Here is an 18,167-nt window from a genome sequence, read left to right as displayed (position 1 = left end):
GTGGCTAGATTCGAGTAATTTACCCGTAATCATCCTCGGTGTCGGGTGTGAGATGCAGCACTAAAATAGAACACATGTACGAGGAACTGTCGGGCCGCGAAGCACAGGAGACCGTCCGGATCAGCGGGAGCGCTGACCCGGGTCCTTCCGTGGCGGGCCCGGATCCCGAGAGCTCTGTGCCGGCGGCACCGGCAGCATTGGCAGCATTGACAGCACTGATCGATCAGATCCGGGCGCTGGAAGAACTCAAAGCAGCCGCGTCCGCCGCCCAAGCCCGCGCAACAGCCTTGTTCGACGCCATCACCCGCCGAACCCAGGCCGCAGCCGGCGCCCGGGCCGAAGACCTCGGCAAGGGAGTCGGCGCGCAGATCGGCTTCGCCCGCCGGGAATCCCCGCACCGCGGAAACCGGCTGCTCGGTCTGGCCCGGATCCTGACCCGGGAAATGCCCCACACCCTGCACGCCCTCACCACCGGGGTCATCAGCGAATGGCGGGCCACCCTCCTGGTCCGGGAAACCGCGTGCCTAACCCGGGAGGACCGGCAGCGCGTGGACGAACTCGTCGCCGGCAACCTCTCCGCCCTGGAACAGCTCGGCGACCGGCAGCTCATTGCCCGGATCAAAACCCTCGCCTACACCCTGGACCCGCACTCCGTAGTGAACCGGACCGCCAAAGCCGCCGCAGAACGGTTCGTGTCCTGCCGCCCGGCACCGGACACCATGACCTACGTGACCGCACTGCTGCCCGTGGCCCAGGGAGTGGGCGTTTACGCGGCGCTGACCCGGGAAGCGGACCGGCTGCGCGCTGCCGGGGATCCCCGGACCAAGGGCCAGATCATGGCCGACACCTTCGTGGAACGCACCACCGGTCAGGCCCGGGCCGAAGACGTGCGGATCGAGGTGCAGCTGATCATGACGGACCGGGCCCTGCTCGCCGGATCCGCCGAACCGGCCGTGCTGCCCGGCTACGGCATGATCCCGGCACAGACCGCCCGGAACCTCGTCCGGGTCGGGCCGGACACCGGTCCCGGCGCGCCTGGCCCGGACATCCAACCCGACAAGACCGTTCGCACCTGGCTGCGGCGCCTCTACATGGAACCGTCCACCGGGCAGCTCGTGGGAATGGACTCCCGGGCACGGCTGGTACCGTCCGGGCTGGCACGCTTCATCGCGGTCCGCGACCAGCTCTGCCGGATGCCGTGGTGCGGAGCGCCGATCCGGAACGTCGACCACATCCGCCCCTTCCACGAAGCCGGACCCACCACAGCGCACAACCTGCAGGGACTGTGCGAGGCCTGCAACCAGGCCAAAGAAGCACCCGGCTGGAAATCCACAGTTGTCACCGAGCCTCCGATCCAGCCCCATGCTCGCGAACCACGCACCCTCCAACCGCATACGGTCGAAACGCGCACACCCACCGGCCACGTCTACCGGTCAACCGCGCCGCCCCTACCTGGAACCACACGCTGGCCCGGACGTTCCGTGCCAGCGCCCCTGTCCCTGCCCATATCCCTGGTAAGCAAACCTGTCCGGCTAAGAAAACCTGTCCGGTTGGGATTCCGCTAACCTCGGCTGCCATCGGTCGGCGTGGGCTAACAAGTTGGCTACGGAAGCCGGTTAGGTGAGCTGATTAGAGATGGACGCTCGTGACCGGCATGGACGGATCCGGCGCGAAAGTGATGCCCGAGGGCTCGGCCCCCGCCATCACCACTTGCGCCCCCAGGGCAGCAACCATTGCACCGTTGTCCGTGCACAGGGAAATGGGCGGCACGCGCAGGGAAATGCCCTTGGCCTCGCAGCGCTGCCTCGTCAGCTCGCGGAGCCGGGAGTTGGCCGCCACTCCCCCGCCCAGCAGGAGATTTGTGATGCCGTGTTCCGTGCAGGCAAGGACCGCTTTGGCGGTGATGACATCCACCACGGCTTCCTGGAAGGAAGCAGCAATGTCGGCCACGGGAAGTTCTTCACCCGCAGCTTCATATGCTTCAACGCAGCGGGCAACTGCAGTCTTCAGTCCCGAGAAGGACCAGTCATAGCGGTGCGGGCCGGGCTCTTCTGCAGAACCCATGTACTTGGGCTGAGTCAGTCCGCGGGGAAAACGGATGGCCTTGGGATTTCCCTGCCGGGCCAGCTTGTCGATGGCAGGGCCGCCCGGATAACCGAGCCCAAGGATGCGGGCAACCTTGTCATAGGCTTCGCCGGCAGCGTCATCGATGGTGGAACCGAGCAGCTGCACATCACCGGTCAGCGACTTCACGCGCAGGATCTCCGTGTGGCCCCCGGATACCAGCAGGGCGCCGAGATTGTCCGGCAGGGTTCCGCCGTCGAGCACGCCCACGCCCACATGGGCCACCAGGTGATTGATTGCGTACAGTGGCTTACCTGTGGCAACGGCGAGCGCCTTGGCAGCGCAGACACCCACCATCAGTGCTCCGGCCAGTCCCGGCCCGGAGGTCACGGCGATCGCATCCACTTCGGCCAGGGTTACTCCGGCCTCGTCCAGGGCCTGCTGCAGCGTGGGAACGAAGGCGTCCAGATGTGCACGGGAGGCGATCTCCGGAATCACGCCGCCAAAACGGACGTGCTCATCCATCGACGAGGAAACGGTGTTGGTCAGCAGCTGGTCGCCGCGGACAATCCCGACTCCGGTTTCGTCACAGGATGATTCGATGCCAAGCACCAGGGGGTCGGTGCGGTTCATTTCGGGTCCTTCGTTGTTGCGTGCGGGGACCCGTTCCAAGTGGAAAGGTCCAGCCGCATGATGAGTGCGTCGGCGCCGTCACGGTAGTAGCGCGGACGGATGTGGATCTGCTCGAATCCGAACCAGCGGTAGAGCCGCTGGGCCCGGGGGTTGTCCGCCCGCACTTCCAGCAGCACGTCGTCGGCTCCGCGGGCTTTGGCCTCTTCGATGAGCGTGGTCAGGAGTGCAGAGCCGATGCCGGCGCCCTCAGCCTCAGGCGCGACGGCGATGGTCTGCACATCGGCTATGGGCAGCACGCACATGAGTCCGGCGTACCCAATCACCGTGCCGCGGCTGTCCACGGCGACGTAATAGGAACGGGTATCTGCTTGGTTCAGCTCGTCGTAGAACATTTGCAGCGGCCACGCATCCACCGGGAACAGGGCCCGCTCGAGTGCGTCCACGGCGGCGATATCGTCAACGGTCATGGTCCGGATCTTCGCGGGCACGGCAGCGGTATGGCCGGTCACAGCGCGCGCTTCCGCGGGCCTGGCACCTTGGCATCGGATTCGCGCAGGTACAGCGGAGTGCTGTCCAGCAGTGGAAGGCCGCGGACCAGCCGCACGACGGCGGTGCGGCCGAGGGCTTCCGCGGTGGGCTGGGTGCCGGCAAAGTCAGCGACACCGCGCAGGACCTCAGGGTACAACCCGGCCCCGGCACCGTAGGCCGGCAGGTCCGGCACCTCTGCTGGATCGCTCACGAACGGCCCGGCCAGGAGTTCGGGTGTCCCTCCGGTGCTGCGGTAATGCGCCCAGTAGACTTCCTTGCGCCGGGCATCGGTGGCCACGACAAATTCGTCAATGCCCAGCCGCCAGGCGTCCAGGGCTGCGTCAGCCGCAATCGCGTCCAGGCTCATCACTCCATGCACGGGTTTCTGCCACGCGAAGCCGAGGGTACGCGCTGTGGCAATGCCGGAGCGGAGCCCCGTAAACGGTCCGGGACCCACTCCCACCACCACGGCGTCGATGTCAGCGGCGGTGACGCCCGCTGTTTCCATCAGGTTCCGGATACCCGGTGCCAGCACTTCGGCGTGGGAACGGGTGTCCTGCGTGGCGAACGCGGCCAGGGTCTCCCCTTCCCCGGTCAGCAGTGCCGCACTGGCAATAGCGGAGGTGTCAATAGAGAGAATAAGCACGGTGCCTATTTTACGTCCCCTTTTGCTCCGCATTTTGCGTCCCGGACCGGTCGAAGCCCGCCGGCAGGTCAGGAAAGGCGGTTGTCCTTCCACCGCGGGCCGTAGGCGGCGAACCGGATCACCCGTTCTTCATCAGGATCATCGTCGTACTCGAAGCTCAGGCCGGCGGCTTCCTGCACCGGCTGGCCGGTCTCCTGCCCACCCACAGTGCCGCCGCCGGTGGGACGCAGGAGCGTCACCTCCAGCCGGCTGTCCGACAGGTGTTCCACCAGGCCCCGGCCCCACTCGACCACGGTGACGGAGGTATCCATCGTGTTTTCCAGGTCAATGTCATCAATCTCACCGCTGGACCCGAGCCGGTAGGCATCCACGTGCACCAGATCGGGTCCGTCCGCCAGGCTCGGATGGATGCGCATCAGCACGAAGGTTGGGGAAATGATTCCGGGCCGGACACCGAGCCCGCGGCCCAGGCCCTGGGTGAAAGTGGTTTTACCGGCTCCGAGTTCGCCCGTGAGCAGCAGGAGGTCACCTGCGGCCAGCCGGTGACCCAGCTGCTCGGCCACGGCCTGTGTCTGCAGGGCATCCGTAGTGCGGATTTCTTCTTCCCATACGGGTTCAGCTGCGCCGGTGGCAGCGAACTTTCCGCTCATAGCCCGGCCTCCTCGGAATCGGTGTACTTACGCTGAACGCGGGAGCTGATCCTGGTAATGATCTCGTAGTTGATGCTTCCGCAGGCCTCCGCCCATTCATCCACGGAAGGCATTCCCACACCGCCGAACAGCACTGCTTCCCGGCCCACGAGGTCTTTGCCGGTTCCTGCAATGCCGGTGGCCTTAAGGTCTATCACCATCTGGTCCATGGCTATCCGGCCGACTACCGGGTAAACATTGCCGTCCACCCAGACGGGACCGCCCGTGCCCACGCGGGGGACGCCGTCGGCATAGCCCAAGGGAACCAGCGCGAGCGTGGTGGGCTCCTGCGTGGTGTAACGAAGCCCATAGGAAACACCCTGCCCGGCGGGGACCTCCTTGCAGTTGGCGATGGTGGTCTTCAGGGTCATGGCCGGGCGCAAGCCCAGCTCGTCGGGTGACTGCTCCGGAAAGGGCGACAGACCGTACATGCCCAACCCAACCCGCACCATGTCAAAGTGGGAATCGGGGCGGGAAAGTGCTGCGGGAGTGTTGGCGATGTGCCGCACTTCATGGTCCACTCCGGCGTCTTCGGCAACTGCCACGGCGGTGCGGAACTTCTCCAGCTGCAGGTCAGTCTCCGGCCTTTCCGGTTCATCTGCCACGGAAAAGTGGGAGAAGATTCCGACGACGCGCAGCAGCCCCTCCTCCTGATAGGCCAGGGCCCGGCCAACGAACGCTTCCCATTTGTCCTCGGGGCAGCCGTTGCGGCCAAGCCCGGTGTCGATCTTCAGGTGCACCCGTGCCGGAATCTGCAGTTCCCGTGCAGCGGCCACGACTGACTCCAGTTCCCATCCCGAAAGTCCCAAATCAACGTTGGCAGCCACTGCCTCGGCAAAGGGGGTGTCCACGGTATGCAGCCAGGCCAGAATCGGAGCTGAAATGCCGGCACTTCGCAGCGCGAGCGCTTCGGAAATATGGGCGACACCAAGCCAAGTGGCTCCGGCTTCCAATGCTGCGCGTGCCACCTGCTCCGCGCCGTGGCCGTACGCATCAGCCTTGACGATTGCCATCACGCGGGCCGGACTGGTGAGCCGGACAAAGTGGCGGACGTTGTGCCGCACGGCGGCTAGATCTATGAGGGCGAGGCGTTCAGCGGGAGGAGGTACTTGTTGGTCGTTCACCAGACCATTCTTTCATTTCCCGCACTGTACCGGCGCCGGTCGGGTCGCCCGTGAGGCTGCAACCGGTGGAACCGGCTGCAGCCTCACTTGTTAGGCGTCCAGAGCCGAGGCCCACAAATTGATGTTGGAGTCCACCGCATGCTCGTCGATGCTGGCCAGTTCCTCGGCGGTGAAGTCGAGGCGATTCACTGCCGCAAGGCTGTCCTCAAGCTGACGGACGCTGGAGGCACCCACCAGCGCCGATGTGACGGCACCGCCTCCGGACTGCGGCCGCAGCACCCAGGCAATAGCCATCTGGGCCAGCGTCTGGCCGCGGGATTCCGCCAGGTCGTTCAGTGCCCGCACCCGCCGCAGGTTGTCCTCGGACAGCTGGGACTTCTCCAGCGATTTCCCGGCCGCGGCGCGGGAATCCTCGGGCACCCCGTTCAGGTACTTGCTGGTCAGCAGACCCTGCGCCAACGGGCTGAAGGCGATGGAGCCCGCCCCGACTTCCTCCAAAGCAGCGAACAGGTTCGGGTCCCCCTGCTCAACCCAGCGGTTCAGCATGGAGTAGGAGGGCTGGTGAATCAGCAGCGGAGTTCCCATGTCGCGCAGGATCCGCGCAGCTTCAATGGTCTTCTCCGGCGAGTAGGACGAGATGCCGGCGTACAGGGCCCGGCCGGAGCGCACGGCGGTGTCCAGTGCTCCCATGGTCTCTTCCAGCGGCGTCTCGGGATCGGGACGGTGGCTGTAGAAAATGTCCACGTAGTCCAGGCCCATGCGTTCCAGGGACTGGTCCAGGCTCGCGAGCAGGTACTTGCGGGACCCCCAGTTGCCGTAGGGACCGGGCCACATGTCGTAGCCCGCCTTCGAGGAGATGACCAGTTCATCCCGGTACGGACGGAAATCGTCCTTGAAATGGCGTCCAAAGTTGGTTTCCGCCGAGCCGTAGGGCGGGCCGTAGTTGTTCGCCAGATCGAAATGGGTCACGCCCAGATCAAACGCCCGGCGCAGGATGGCACGCTGGGTCTCGAAGTTCTTATCGTCGCCAAAGTTGTGCCACAGTCCAAGCGATACAGCGGGCAGCTGCAGCCCGCTGCGTCCGACGCGGCGGTAGGGCATGGAATCGTAGCGGTTTTCCGCAGCAATGTAGGTCATGGGTTACATCCTGCCATTCGATGTCGCGAGGACGGCAGCGCCGTAAGCGGGCAGCTGAACACCGTCTTCATACAGCTCCGCGGGTGCCGTCTCCAGCAGCAGCTGCGGAGAGCTGATCGGAAGGGGGATCTCGCGGGAATCGCCCGCGAAATTCAGTACGACGGCGGTGTCTCCCCGTTGCAGGACAAGCCACCGGCCCACTTCGTCGAAGTCCACGCTGACGCTGCGGAGATCCGGGTCCATCAGATCAAGACGGTCACGGCGAAGCGTCAGGAGCTGCTGGTACAAAGCATGCAGCTTCGCATGGTCACCCTCTTCAACCTCGGACCAGTCCAGCTTTGAATTGGCGAAGGTTGACGGGTCCTGGGGGTTGGGCACCGTGTCCGGGTCCCAGCCCATCCGCTCAAACTCCCGCAGCCGGCCTTCCGCCGTTGCCTTGCCCAGCTCCGGTTCCGGGTGGGAGGTAAAGAACTGCCAGGGCGTGGAGGCACCGAATTCTTCGCCCATGAAGATCATCGGCGTAAACGGGGAGGTCAGGTTCAGCACTGCGGCAAGCGCCAGCTGCGGATAACCCAGGCTCGCGCTGAGTCTGTCCCCGGCCGCCCGGTTGCCAATCTGGTCGTGATTTTGAATGCAGGTCACAAGCTGCCGGGCAGAGATCACGTCTTTGTTGATGGGCCTTCCGTGGGCACGGCCACGGAAGGAGGAGAAACCGCTGTCATGGAAGAACCCGTCCCGCAGCACCTTGGCCAAGGCGCCGAGGGAATCGAAATCCTCGTAATAACCCCCGTTTTCCCCGGTGAGGTTGGTATGTGCGGCATGGTGGAAATCATCAGACCATTGGCCGTCCAGCCCGTAGCCGTTCAGGTTCCGCGGACTGATCAGCCGGGGATCGTTCAGATCCGATTCGGCGATCAGGAACAGCGGCTTGCCGAGACCGCGCGCGCACTTTTCGGTTTCCTGCGCTATCTCTTCCAGAATGTGGATGGCGCGCTCGTCGTGCAGCGCATGCACCGCATCCAGGCGCAGTCCGTCCACGTGGTAGTCGCGGAACCACATCAGCACGTTGTCCACAATGTACTGCCGGACGGTGTCAGAGAGCGGGCCGTCCAGATTTACCGAATCGCCCCATGTGTTGGCCTTGCCTTCCGTCAGGTACGGACCGAACATCGGGAGGTAGTTGCCGCTGGGTCCGAGGTGGTTGTACACCACGTCCTGGATGACTCCGAGTCCTGCTTGATGCGCGGCATCAACGAACCGCTGGTAGGCCTCGGGGCCGCCGTAGGTTTCCTGCACGGCGTACCAGAGCACGCCGTCGTAACCCCAGTTGTGGGTTCCGTTGAAAGCATTCACCGGCAGCAGTTCCACATACCGAACACCCAGGTCCACCAGATAGCCGAGCTTGCCGATGGCCGCGTCCAGGGTGCCTTCCGGCGTGAACGTACCGATATGCAGCTCGTAGATGGCGCTGCCGTCCAGGCCGGGCGATTTCCAGTCCGCATCATGCCACTGGTATTCGTCCGGATCGAACGTGCGTGACAGCGCATGGACGCCCTCGGGCTGGCGCCGGGACCGGGGATCCGGAACCGGTGTCTGCGCGTCGTCAATCAGGTACCCGTAATCAATGTCCCCGGTGAGTTCGGCGTGCTGGGCATGCCACCAGCCGTTTTCGCCGCGGCTCATGGACAATTTGCGGCCGTCGGCCAGCAGCGTCATCGTGCCGGCTTTGGGCGCCCATACGTCGAAATTCGTCCTCATTCGCCGTCCTCCCGAACGAGTAGTGCCACCGGATAGATTTCAAACAGATCCGCGGCCGCCAGCCGGCCGCTGCTTTCGAGCATCCGGCCTGTGAGCACGTCACGGTAGGTTCCCGCATCAAGCACGACGGCGGTGTCCCGCCATCCGCCGTCGCGCTCCATTCCGAGCGGCAGCCGGGTGACAGCTGTAATGGCTCCGCCCCGGTCGAAGGCAAAGAGATGCTCTGCCGCCGGACCTTCCACCGCTACGGGGACGTAGTGGGTGAAAAGCTCCGGGCGCCCGCGCTTGAGCTGCAGTGCCCGCATGGTGACGAGCAGCTTGGCGGCTGCTTCTTCGTCCAGGTCCGGTGCCTGCACGGTGCCGCCGGCCAGGGATTCGGCAACGGCGCGGCGCCGGGTGTAATCCACTTCGCGCCGGTTGTCCGGATCGACGAGCGACCGGTCCCAGAACTCGGTGCCCTGATAGACATCCGGAACCCCGGGCATGGTCAGCTGCAGGAGCTTGGCGGAAAGGGAGTTCGAGTAGCCGGCACTAAGGATCCGCTCCACGAGCGCTTCAATGCGGGCGGTGACCTCAGGGTTGTCGAAGGCGGCGTCAACGGCTGCGTGCATGCGCTCTTCGAACTCGGCGTTGGGTGCAGTCCATGTGGTGCTGCTCGACGCTTCGCGCGAAGCCTTTTCAGCGTAGGCATGGGCACGCTCACGGCTGAGCGGCCAGGCACCGATGATCGCCTGCCACAGCAGGTTGGCCATCGGCACATCTCCCATGGGTGCCAGGGACTCCAGAGCGGTGAAGGTTTCATTCCACTCGTCGGGAATCTCCGAAAGGACCGAAATCCGGGCGCGGGTGTCTTCGCTGCGCTTGGTGTCATGCGTCGTCAGCGCGGTCATGGCAGCGGGCTGCTCCAGCTGCCGGCGCAACATCTTGCTGTGCAGGTCCGACGGTGCCACCGCGAAATGTGCCGGATCCGCACCCACCTCGTTCAGCGAGGTCAGGCGTGAGTAACGGTAGAACGCAGTGTCTTCCACGCCCTTGGCCATCACCATGCCGGAAGTCTGCTGGAAGCGCACCGCAAGCTCGCCCAGGGCCTGGAGGGAGACGTCATTCGTTTCCCCTGTTCCCAGCGGATTCAGCAGCCCGCCCAGGGTAGCCAGGGCAGCAGCCAGGTCCGGCCGGCGCACTGTGGCCGCGATGACGGCATCGGTCAAATATCCTGCCCCGTCCGGGAGGTAACTGCGGTACACCGGAAAGCAGGCCAGCAGTTCCGCGAGTGCATCCGCTGCGGTCTCCGGTTCCAGCCCGGAGTCCGACGGCAGCAGCCGGACCAGGCGCTGCACTTCCGAGTGCAGCAGCTGATCGGCGATGCCGCGTTTGGTGCCGTGGATCATGTCCGCGTACGGTTCCACGGGCACCATGGCCGTCAAGGTGCCCTCGCCTGCCGGGTCAACGAAAAGCCGGTCGATGTCCGCCAGCGCGTCATATCCGGTGGTTCCTTCTGTTTCCCAGTTCCGGGGCAGCGTCTCCCCCGGCTCCAGGATCTTTTCCACCAGGATGTAGGCGCCCCCGGTCAGTTTCCGCAGCCGGGCCAGGTAGCCCTTGGGGTCGGCCAGCCCGTCCGGATGGTCGATCCGCAGACCATCCACGAGTCCTTCATCAAACCAGCGCTTGATCTCCGCATGGGATTCATCGAAGACCCAGGGCTCCTCCACGCGGATGCCGGCGAGGGTGTTCACGCCGAAGAAGCGGCGGTAGTTCAGTTCATTGTCTGCCCGCCGCCAGTTCACCAGTTCGTAGTGCTGGCGGGCGTGGACGTCCACGGCCGAATCGCCGTCGGACGCCGTTCCCGGCGCCACCGGGTATCGGTTGTCGTAGTAGTGCAGCTCGTCGTTGACCAGTTTCAGCTGCTCCAGCTCGTTGTCGCCGTCGCCCAGGACGGGCAGGCGGAGTTTTCCGCCTGCCGCGTCCCAGTCGACGTCGAAAGCTTCGGCGTACCGGGAACCCCGGCCTTCCTTCAGGAGCGACCACCACCAGTCATTCCGCGCGGGGGTGGCGACCCCCATGTGGTTGGGCACAATGTCCACCAGCACCCCCATGCCGGCGGCATGGGCGGCGGCGGAGAGGGACTTCAGCCCTTCGGCGCCGCCGCGGGCAGGATCCACCGCCGTCGGGTCAACCACGTCGTAACCGTGGTCCGAACCCGGTTCGGCGGTCAGGATCGGTGACAGGTAAATCCAGTCGACCCCCAGATCCTTCAAATACGGGACCAGCTCGGCGGCGTCGAACAGCGTGAACGACGGCCGGATCTGCAGGCGGTAGGTGGACAGCGGGGTCCTCATACGGCGGCCTCGCCGCTGTGCTGCTTGGAACCGGCCAGGGCTGCGAGGGAGGCAGCCACGGAGTGGTCGTGCTCTTCCTCCGCTTCGTGGGCACGCAGGACCACCATGGACTTGGCTGCAATGGTGATTTTGGCATCCGCCGGAATGGATCCGGAATCGGCAAATTCACCGGCCGTGTCAATGACCTCGTCCCACATCGGCGCATACTCACGCGACGGCAGGGTGACCTTGACCGCCTCGTCGTGGGCATTGAAGTACAGCAGGAAGTTCACGTCGGTGATCCGCTCTCCGCGGGCATCACGGCCGGAAATTCCCTGTCCGTTCAGGAACACGCCCAGGGAACGGCTCACGGGAGTGTCCCAGTCGTCCTGGGTCATGGGGCTTCCGTCTTCCGCCAGCCAAACGATGTCCGGCAGTGCTTCGCCTTCGCCGCGGCGCACCGGCCTGCCATCGAAGAAGCGGCGGCGGCGGAACGTGGGGTGTTCGGCGCGCAGGGTGTTGACCGCGGCGGTGAATTCGAGCAGCGGAGTGTCCATGTTCTCCCAGTCGATCCAGCTCAGCTCCGAGTCCTGGGCATACGTGTTGTTGTTGCCCTCCTGGGTGCGGCCAAGCTCATCACCGTGCGCAATCATGGGAACGCCCTGTGACAGCAGGAGCGTGGCCAGGAAGTTCCGCTGCTGCCGGGCGCGCAGGGACAGCACCTCGGGATCATCCGTGGGACCCTCCGCTCCGCAGTTCCAGGAGCGGTTATGGGACTCGCCGTCGTTGTTGTCTTCACCGTTGGCCTCGTTGTGCTTCTCGTTGTAGGAGACGAGGTCGCGCAGGGTGAAGCCGTCATGGGCGGTGACAAAGTTGATGGACGCCACGGGGCGGCGTGCCGAGGACTCGTAGAGGTCCGCAGACCCGGTGATGCGGGAGGCAAACTCCCCCAGGGTGGAGGGCTCGCCGCGCCAGAAATCGCGCACGGTGTCGCGGTACTTGCCGTTCCATTCGGTCCACTGGGGAGGGAAGTTGCCCACCTGGTAACCACCGGGTCCGATGTCCCAGGGCTCGGCGATCAGCTTCACCTGGGAAACCACCGGGTCCTGCTGCACCAGTTCGAAGAAGGTGGAGAGCTTGTCCACGTCATAGAACTCGCGGGCCAGGGTGGAGGCGAGGTCGAAGCGGAAACCGTCAACGTGCATTTCGGTGACCCAGTAGCGCAGCGAATCCATGAGCAGCTGCAGCGAGTGCGGGTTTCCCACGTTCAGGGAGTTGCCCGTCCCTGTGTAGTCCATGTAGTAGCGCTTGTCGTCATCGACAAGGCGGTAGTACGCCTGGTTGTCGATGCCCCGGAAGGACAGCGTGGGGCCCATGTGGTTGCCCTCTGCCGTGTGGTTGTAGACCACGTCGAGGATGACTTCGATGCCGGCCAGGTGCAGGGCACGAACCATGCCCTTGAACTCCTGGACCTGCTGGCCGTCGTCACCGGTGGCGCTGTAGGTGTTCTGGGGCGCGAAGAATCCGATGGTGTTGTAGCCCCAGTAGTTCGACAGTCCCTTTTCCTGCAGCGTGGAGTCATTCACGAACTGGTGCACCGGCATCAGTTCGATGGCGGTGACGCCCAGCTTCTGCAGGTGGGCGATCACCGCGGGGTGCGCGACGCCGGCATAGGTACCGCGCTGTTCCTCGGGAACCTCGGGGTGGCGCTCGGTCAGGCCCTTGACGTGGGCTTCATAGATGACCGACTGGTGGTACGGGATCTTGGGCTTGCGGTCACCGTCCCAGTTGAAGAAGGGGTTGATCACCACGCCCATCATCATGTGCGGCGCTGAGTCCTCGTCATTGCGTGAGTTCTCGTCGCCGAAGTTGTAGCCGAAGAGGGACTGGTCCCAGTCGATCTCGCCTGATACTGCCTTCGCATAGGGGTCCAGCAGCAGTTTGTTCGGGTTGCAGCGGTTGCCCTGGGCCGGATCGTTGGGCCCGTCAACGCGGTAGCCGTACTTCTGCCCGGGCATCACCTGCGGCAGGTAGCAGTGCCACACATAGGCGTCCACCTCGGTGAGGCGCACACAGGTCTCGACGCCGTCGTCGTCAAACAGGCACAGCGTGACGGACTCCGCCACCTCGCTGTACAACGCAAAGTTGGTGCCGTTTCCGTCGTAGGTAGCGCCCAGCGGATAGGCGTCTCCCGGCCAAACTTCCATGTAGAGCTCCTGACTAGTTCCAGATGACAACAAGCAAAGTAGTATGTCTACTTACTTTTTTACCTCAGACGGGGCAAAGCATTAAACGGGACCGATTGCCACTCCCTGTTTTTCGGCCGCCGGCCGGCACGTTTCGATGCTTCCCGCATGGCCGCCAACTCCCCCAACACGGTCCGGATAGCTGCCGGGAGCGCTGATGGTTCCAGCGGTCCCGCCTGCGCGGCGAGGTTTCCGGCCCTGCCGTGGATACTGGCTGCCGCTGCGGCCAGTTCGGCGTAGTACCCCGCCGGGGGTTCCGGGTCGGCGTCCCGATTACACCGGGTGGTGGCAAGCAGGGCACCCAGGATGCCCGCCAGAGTGTCCCCTGAACCGGCGGCCGCGAGCCAGGGTGTGGCCTCGGCCTGACTGTAGGTTTCACCGGTGGGTGACGCAGTGATCGTGGCCCAGCCTTTGAGCAGCACCGTAGCCCCGGTGAGTTCCGCAGCGCGGCGGGCGTACCGCAGGGGATCTCCTTCGATCTGCTCCCGGGTGACCGTCTCCCCCAAACGGATGAGGAGGGCCGTGAGCTCCCCGGCGTGCGGGGTCAAAACCACCTGCGGACCAAGACCCGGCTCCACGTAGGAAATGGCGTCCGCGTCGATCACCGCGGGCAGGCCGGAGGTCATGGCCTCCAGTGCCCGGCGCCGCTGGTCTTCATCCGTTCCGGCTCCCGGTCCGGCCAGCCAGGCCTGCACGTGCGCCAGGGGAACGTTTCCGGTGGCGCAGACGGCTTCCGGATGAGCGGTGTTGATCAGCCGGCAGACCGATTCCGGGCCAAGGTAGCGGACCATCCCGACGCCGGTGGCCAGGGCGGCTCCAGTGGCCAGCACTGCGGCGCCGGGGTAAGTTGCCGAGCCGGCCGCAATACCGAGGACACCGCGGGAGTATTTCTGATCTGTTTTCCGCGGAGACGGCAGCAGGCCGGTGAGGTCGGCAGTTTCGAGCCGGCGGACAGCCTGGCCCGGGACCGTTCCCAGGCCGATATCGATGATTTCGATCCGGCCTGCGGCCACCGCCCCGGGTCCGGCCATCAGACCGGTTTTGGCTGCGCCGAAGGTCACCGTGAGGTCCGCAGCCAGATGCACCCCGTCGGCGCGGCCGGTGTCGGCATCCACGCCGCTGGGAAGGTCGCAGGCGATCATCACCGGTGAAGGGTTGCTGCCGGAGGTGAGACCGGCGAATGCACGGGCCAGCTCGGCGGCAGGACCCCGCAAACCGCCTTTGCCGCCGGTGCCCAGGATGCCGTCGATGACCAGATCCGACGCCGCACAAAGCCGGGTGCACTCCTCAACGGCGCTGGAAAGCTCTACGGTCCTGCCGCCGGCGGACCGGAAGGCGGCCAGTGCCTGTGGATGGGAGACAGCCGAGGTAAGGACGGCCGTAACGGCTGCGCCGCGGCGGCCCAGCCTCGCTCCGGCGAAGAGCGCGTCGCCGCCGTTGTTGCCGGCGCCTGCCAGCACAGTCACGCGCGCCCCGTACAGGGAACCGCGCCGCTCCAGCAGTTCCCGGGCGCAGGCAGCGTACAGCCCGTACGCTGCCCGCTGCATCAGTGCTGGACCGTTTCCGGCCTCGAGCAGGGGTTTTTCAGCGGCCCGCACAGCGGTGCCGGAGTAGGCACTGATCATGCCTACAGACTAGCTCTCGGCAACCACCATTGCTGTGGCAACGTCGCCGTCGTGGCTCAGGGACAGGTGCCAGACCCGCACGCCCTTGGCCTCCGCGGCAGCTGCCACCGTGCCGCGCACGCTGACGGCGGGGGCTCCGGCGGCGTCAAGATCCACCTGGCAGTCCTGCCAGTTCATGCCGGCCGGCGCCCCGAGGGCCTTGGCAACCGCTTCCTTCGCTGCGAAGCGTGCCGCAAGGGACCGCAGGTTCAGTTCACGCTCGGCCGGCACAAACAGCCGGGCACGCAGGCCGGGGGTCCGCTCCAGCTGGCGGCCGAAGCGCGGCACGTCCACGACGTCCACGCCGATGCCGACGATCATTATTCGACCGTGACGGACTTGGCGAGGTTACGCGGCTGATCCACGTCGAAGCCTTTGGCCGTGGCCAGTGCGCAGGCGAAGATCTGCAGCGGAACGGTGGTCAGCAGCGGGGCCAGCAGCGTGGGCGTTTCCGGTACATAGAACACGTACTCGGCGTAAGCCTTCACTGCGTCGTCGCCCTCTTCTGCGATCACGATGGTCTTGGCGCCGCGGGCGCGGATCTCCTGGATGTTGGAAACCACCTTGGCGTGCAGCGAATCGCGGCCGCGCGGGGAGGGAACCACCACAAAGACCGGCTGGCCTTCTTCGATCAGGGCGATCGGACCGTGCTTGAGCTCGCCGGCGGCGAAGCCTTCGGCGTGGATGTAAGCCAGTTCCTTCAGCTTCAGGGCACCTTCCATGGCCACCGGGAAGCCAACATGGCGGCCCAGGAACAGCACGGACTTGGTGTCGGCCATCATCTCGGCCAGTTCCTTGATTTGTCCTGAGTTGTCCAGCACCTGCTGGATCTTGGCAGGGACCTTCGCAAGGTCGGTCAGCAGGTCCTTGATTTCGCCCTGGAACTTATCTCCGCGCAGCTGGGCAAGGTACAGGCCCAGCAGGTAGGCGGCGGTGATCTGCGCCAGGAAAGCCTTGGTGGAGGCCACGGCGATTTCCGGACCGGCATGCGTGTACAGCACGGCGTCGGACTCGCGCGGGATAGTGGAGCCATTGGTGTTGCAGATGGCCAGAACCTTGGCGCCCTGCTCCTTGGCGTAGCGGACGGCCATCAGCGTGTCCATGGTCTCACCGGACTGGGAGATCGCCACGATCAGCGTGTTGCCGTCCACAATCGGATCGCGGTAGCGGAACTCGTGGCTGAGCTCCACTTCCACGGGGATCCGGCACCAGTGCTCAATGGCGTACTTGGCCACCTGCCCGGCATAGGCGGAAGTACCGCAGGCCAGCACCATGATCTTGTTGATGGACTTGAGCTCTTCGGGGTCGATGCGCAGCTCGTCCAGGGTCAAACGGCCCTCCGCGTCGGAGCGGCCCAGCAGGGTGTCCCCCACCGCCTGCGGCTGATCGTTGATTTCCTTCTCCATGAAGGAGGGGTATCCGCCCTTTTCCGCGGCGGCGGCGTCCCAGTTGACCTCGAATTCCGTGCCCGTGGCCGGGTTGCCGTAGAAATCGGTGATATCCACCGTTTCGGGGGTGATGGTGACGATCTGGTCCTGTCCCAGCTCAACGGCACGGCGGGTGAAGTCGATGAAGCCGGAAACATCCGAGCCCAGGAAGTTTTCACCGTCGCCGAGCCCGACGACGAGCGGAGAGTTGCGGCGCGCCGCGACGACGACGTCGGGCGAGTCAGCGTGAATAGCCAGAAGCGTGAAGGCACCTTCCAGCCGGCGGCAGGCCAGCTGCATGGAAAGAGCCAGGTCTCCCCCGCCCTCCCCGCGGTAGATGGAAGCCAGCAGGGCAGCGGCTACTTCGGTGTCCGTTTCGGAGAGGAACTGCGCTCCGGCGTCGAGCAGTTCGGCTTTGAGTTCCGCGAAGTTTTCGATGATGCCGTTGTGGATCAGCGCGAGGCGGCCTTCATCGGCCAAGTGCGGGTGTGCGTTCTCGTCGGTGGGTCCGCCATGGGTTGCCCAGCGGGTGTGGCCGATGCCGGTGGTCGCCTCGGGCAGCGGTGCGGCGGTGAGTTCCGCAACCAGGTTGGCGAGCTTGCCTGACTTTTTGCGGGATTCGATTCCGTTGTCAGTCAGCACTGCCACGCCGGCGGAATCGTAGCCGCGGTATTCCAGGCGGCGCAGGCCTTCCATGACCACATCAAGGGCGCCGTGTTCATGACTCTTGACCTGCTCTGCGGCGGCGGCACTGGGGCGGCGGCCTGCATATCCAACGATTCCACACATACGGCTAAGAGTACCGGCAACTGCTCCTGCAACGCCAAAGCGGGACCGGGCTCCGGGGCTCCACCGCGCCGCCGGGCGCTCCGTTTTGGATTGGGTGCGCGGCAGGGCAGAATCATAAAGTGAGCGACCGAACATCAAACTCAGGTCAGACCCCGTCAGCCAAGAGCTCTTCCGGGAACGGAGGGGACAGCGGCTTTACGCCGTTTGTGGAACTCGACCGGCAGACGTGGTCCCGGCTTTCCAACGAAATCCGGTCACCGCTGAACCAGGATGACATCCTGCGGCTGCGCGGTTTGGGCGAGAAACTGAACCTTGATGAAGTGCGCGAGGTTTATCTTCCTCTTTCGCGCCTGCTGAACCTCTACGTTGCAGCCGCCGGGCGCCTGCACAGCGCCACCACCACTTTCCTGGGTGAGAAGACCACCCGGACTCCTTTCGTCATCGGCCTGGCCGGCTCCGTGGCTGTGGGCAAGTCCACTACCGCACGCGTCCTGAGGGAGATGCTGCGGCGCTGGCCGGACACGCCAAATGTGGAGCTCATCACCACCGACGGTTTTCTGTATCCAAACGCCGAGCTGCAAAGGCGCGGCCTGATGCAGCGCAAGGGCTTTCCGGAGTCCTACGACCGTCGTGCCCTGCTGCGTTTTGTCAGCGCCATCAAGAGCGGTGCCGAGGAAGTGCGGGCACCGCGGTACTCACACCTGACCTACGACATCGTTCCGGGCGAAGAGATTGTTGTCCGGCGGCCGGATGTGCTGATTGTTGAGGGGCTGAACGTTCTTGCGCCGGCCCGGACACGCGCCGACGGCCGGGCCGGCCTTGCCCTGAGCGACTTTTTCGATTTCTCGATCTACGTCGACGCCCGGACCTCGTACATCGAGGAATGGTACGTCCAGCGTTTCCAGTCTCTGCGCGGCGGAGCCTTTGCGGACCCGGAATCCTATTTCCACCGGTACGCAGACCTGACGGATGAGCAGGCCCGGGCAACCGCCCTGGACATCTGGAAGCGCATCAACGAGCCCAACCTCATCACCAATGTGCTGCCCACGCGCGGGCGCGCCCAGCTGGTTCTCACCAAGGATGCGGACCACTCGGTGAGCCGCATGCTCCTGCGCAAGACCTAGGACTGCGCCCGCGGGGCTTTCGG

14 protein-coding genes are annotated in these 18,167 nt (G+C 65.1%); 2 read left to right on the top strand and 12 right to left on the bottom strand.

Annotation, left to right across the window (positions count from 1 at the left end; translation table 11 throughout):
- Nucleotides 1-74 precede the first annotated feature (74 nt).
- The gene (locus tag CXQ89_RS04835) at nucleotides 75-1,565 is read left to right on the top strand and encodes an HNH endonuclease signature motif containing protein (RefSeq protein WP_104160448.1); all 1,491 of its coding nucleotides are present in this window, start codon (nucleotides 75-77) and stop codon (nucleotides 1,563-1,565) included.
- Between the two features lie 64 nt (nucleotides 1,566-1,629).
- Here CXQ89_RS04835 and tsaD read toward each other — a convergent pair whose 3' ends face one another.
- The 12 genes from tsaD to glmS all read right to left on the bottom strand — a co-directional run bounded on the left by tsaD (nucleotide 1,630) and on the right by glmS (nucleotide 17,020).
- Nucleotides 1,630-2,697 carry a tRNA (adenosine(37)-N6)-threonylcarbamoyltransferase complex transferase subunit TsaD gene (gene tsaD / locus CXQ89_RS04830; RefSeq protein ID WP_104160447.1) on the bottom strand — a complete coding sequence of 356 codons (1,068 nt, stop codon included), beginning with the start codon at nucleotides 2,695-2,697 and terminating at the stop codon, nucleotides 1,630-1,632.
- A complete protein-coding gene (rimI, locus tag CXQ89_RS04825) occupies nucleotides 2,694-3,164 on the bottom strand; it encodes a ribosomal protein S18-alanine N-acetyltransferase (RefSeq protein ID WP_104160697.1) in 471 nt (156 codons plus the stop codon). Before rimI ends, tsaD begins: the two co-directional genes overlap by 4 nt.
- A 38-nt stretch (nucleotides 3,165-3,202) precedes the next feature.
- Nucleotides 3,203-3,871, bottom strand: coding sequence for a tRNA (adenosine(37)-N6)-threonylcarbamoyltransferase complex dimerization subunit type 1 TsaB (gene tsaB / locus CXQ89_RS04820; protein ID WP_104101566.1), 669 nt, complete (start codon nucleotides 3,869-3,871; stop codon nucleotides 3,203-3,205).
- A 68-nt stretch (nucleotides 3,872-3,939) separates the two neighbouring features.
- Nucleotides 3,940-4,521, bottom strand: coding sequence for a tRNA (adenosine(37)-N6)-threonylcarbamoyltransferase complex ATPase subunit type 1 TsaE (gene tsaE / locus CXQ89_RS04815; RefSeq protein WP_104160446.1), 582 nt, complete (start codon nucleotides 4,519-4,521; stop codon nucleotides 3,940-3,942).
- Entirely contained in the window at nucleotides 4,518-5,684 is a 1,167-nt protein-coding gene (gene alr, locus CXQ89_RS04810) for an alanine racemase (protein ID WP_237688602.1), read from the bottom strand. The genes tsaE and alr overlap by 4 nt, the downstream gene beginning before the upstream one ends.
- Nucleotides 5,685-5,774: 90 nt before the next feature.
- Nucleotides 5,775-6,821, bottom strand: coding sequence for an L-glyceraldehyde 3-phosphate reductase (gene mgrA / locus CXQ89_RS04805; protein ID WP_104160445.1), 1,047 nt, complete (start codon nucleotides 6,819-6,821; stop codon nucleotides 5,775-5,777).
- 3 nt (nucleotides 6,822-6,824) lie between these two features.
- Nucleotides 6,825-8,579 carry a malto-oligosyltrehalose trehalohydrolase gene (gene treZ, locus CXQ89_RS04800; protein ID WP_104160444.1) on the bottom strand — a complete coding sequence of 585 codons (1,755 nt, stop codon included), beginning with the start codon at nucleotides 8,577-8,579 and terminating at the stop codon, nucleotides 6,825-6,827.
- A complete protein-coding gene (treY, locus tag CXQ89_RS04795; RefSeq protein ID WP_104160443.1) occupies nucleotides 8,576-10,915 on the bottom strand; it encodes a malto-oligosyltrehalose synthase in 2,340 nt (779 codons plus the stop codon). The genes treZ and treY overlap by 4 nt, the downstream gene beginning before the upstream one ends.
- Nucleotides 10,912-13,101 (bottom strand): glycogen debranching protein GlgX, encoded by a 2,190-nt coding sequence (gene glgX / locus CXQ89_RS04790; RefSeq protein ID WP_104160442.1) that lies wholly within the window; start codon nucleotides 13,099-13,101, stop codon nucleotides 10,912-10,914. Before glgX ends, treY begins: the two co-directional genes overlap by 4 nt.
- Before the next feature lie 59 nt (nucleotides 13,102-13,160).
- Nucleotides 13,161-14,765 carry an NAD(P)H-hydrate epimerase gene (locus tag CXQ89_RS04785; protein WP_104160441.1) on the bottom strand — a complete coding sequence of 535 codons (1,605 nt, stop codon included), beginning with the start codon at nucleotides 14,763-14,765 and terminating at the stop codon, nucleotides 13,161-13,163.
- A gap of 9 nt (nucleotides 14,766-14,774) precedes the next feature.
- Nucleotides 14,775-15,125 (bottom strand): holo-ACP synthase, encoded by a 351-nt coding sequence (locus CXQ89_RS04780; protein ID WP_104052706.1) that lies wholly within the window; start codon nucleotides 15,123-15,125, stop codon nucleotides 14,775-14,777.
- A complete protein-coding gene (glmS, locus tag CXQ89_RS04775) occupies nucleotides 15,125-17,020 on the bottom strand; it encodes a glutamine--fructose-6-phosphate transaminase (isomerizing) (RefSeq protein ID WP_104160440.1) in 1,896 nt (631 codons plus the stop codon). Before glmS ends, CXQ89_RS04780 begins: the two co-directional genes overlap by 1 nt.
- 206 nt (nucleotides 17,021-17,226) lie before the next feature.
- Between glmS and coaA the strand changes: the two genes are divergently transcribed.
- A complete protein-coding gene (coaA, locus tag CXQ89_RS04770) occupies nucleotides 17,227-18,144 on the top strand; it encodes a type I pantothenate kinase (RefSeq protein ID WP_216202377.1) in 918 nt (305 codons plus the stop codon).
- Nucleotides 18,145-18,167 lie beyond the last annotated feature (23 nt).

It is taken from the genome of Arthrobacter sp. ZGTC212, from assembly GCF_002929255.1.
Classification (GTDB): Bacteria; Actinomycetota; Actinomycetes; order Actinomycetales; family Micrococcaceae; genus Arthrobacter_B; species Arthrobacter_B sunyaminii.
The sequence above is the reverse complement of the archived record's forward strand: the minus strand, read 5'-3'. Positions and strand labels throughout refer to the sequence as shown.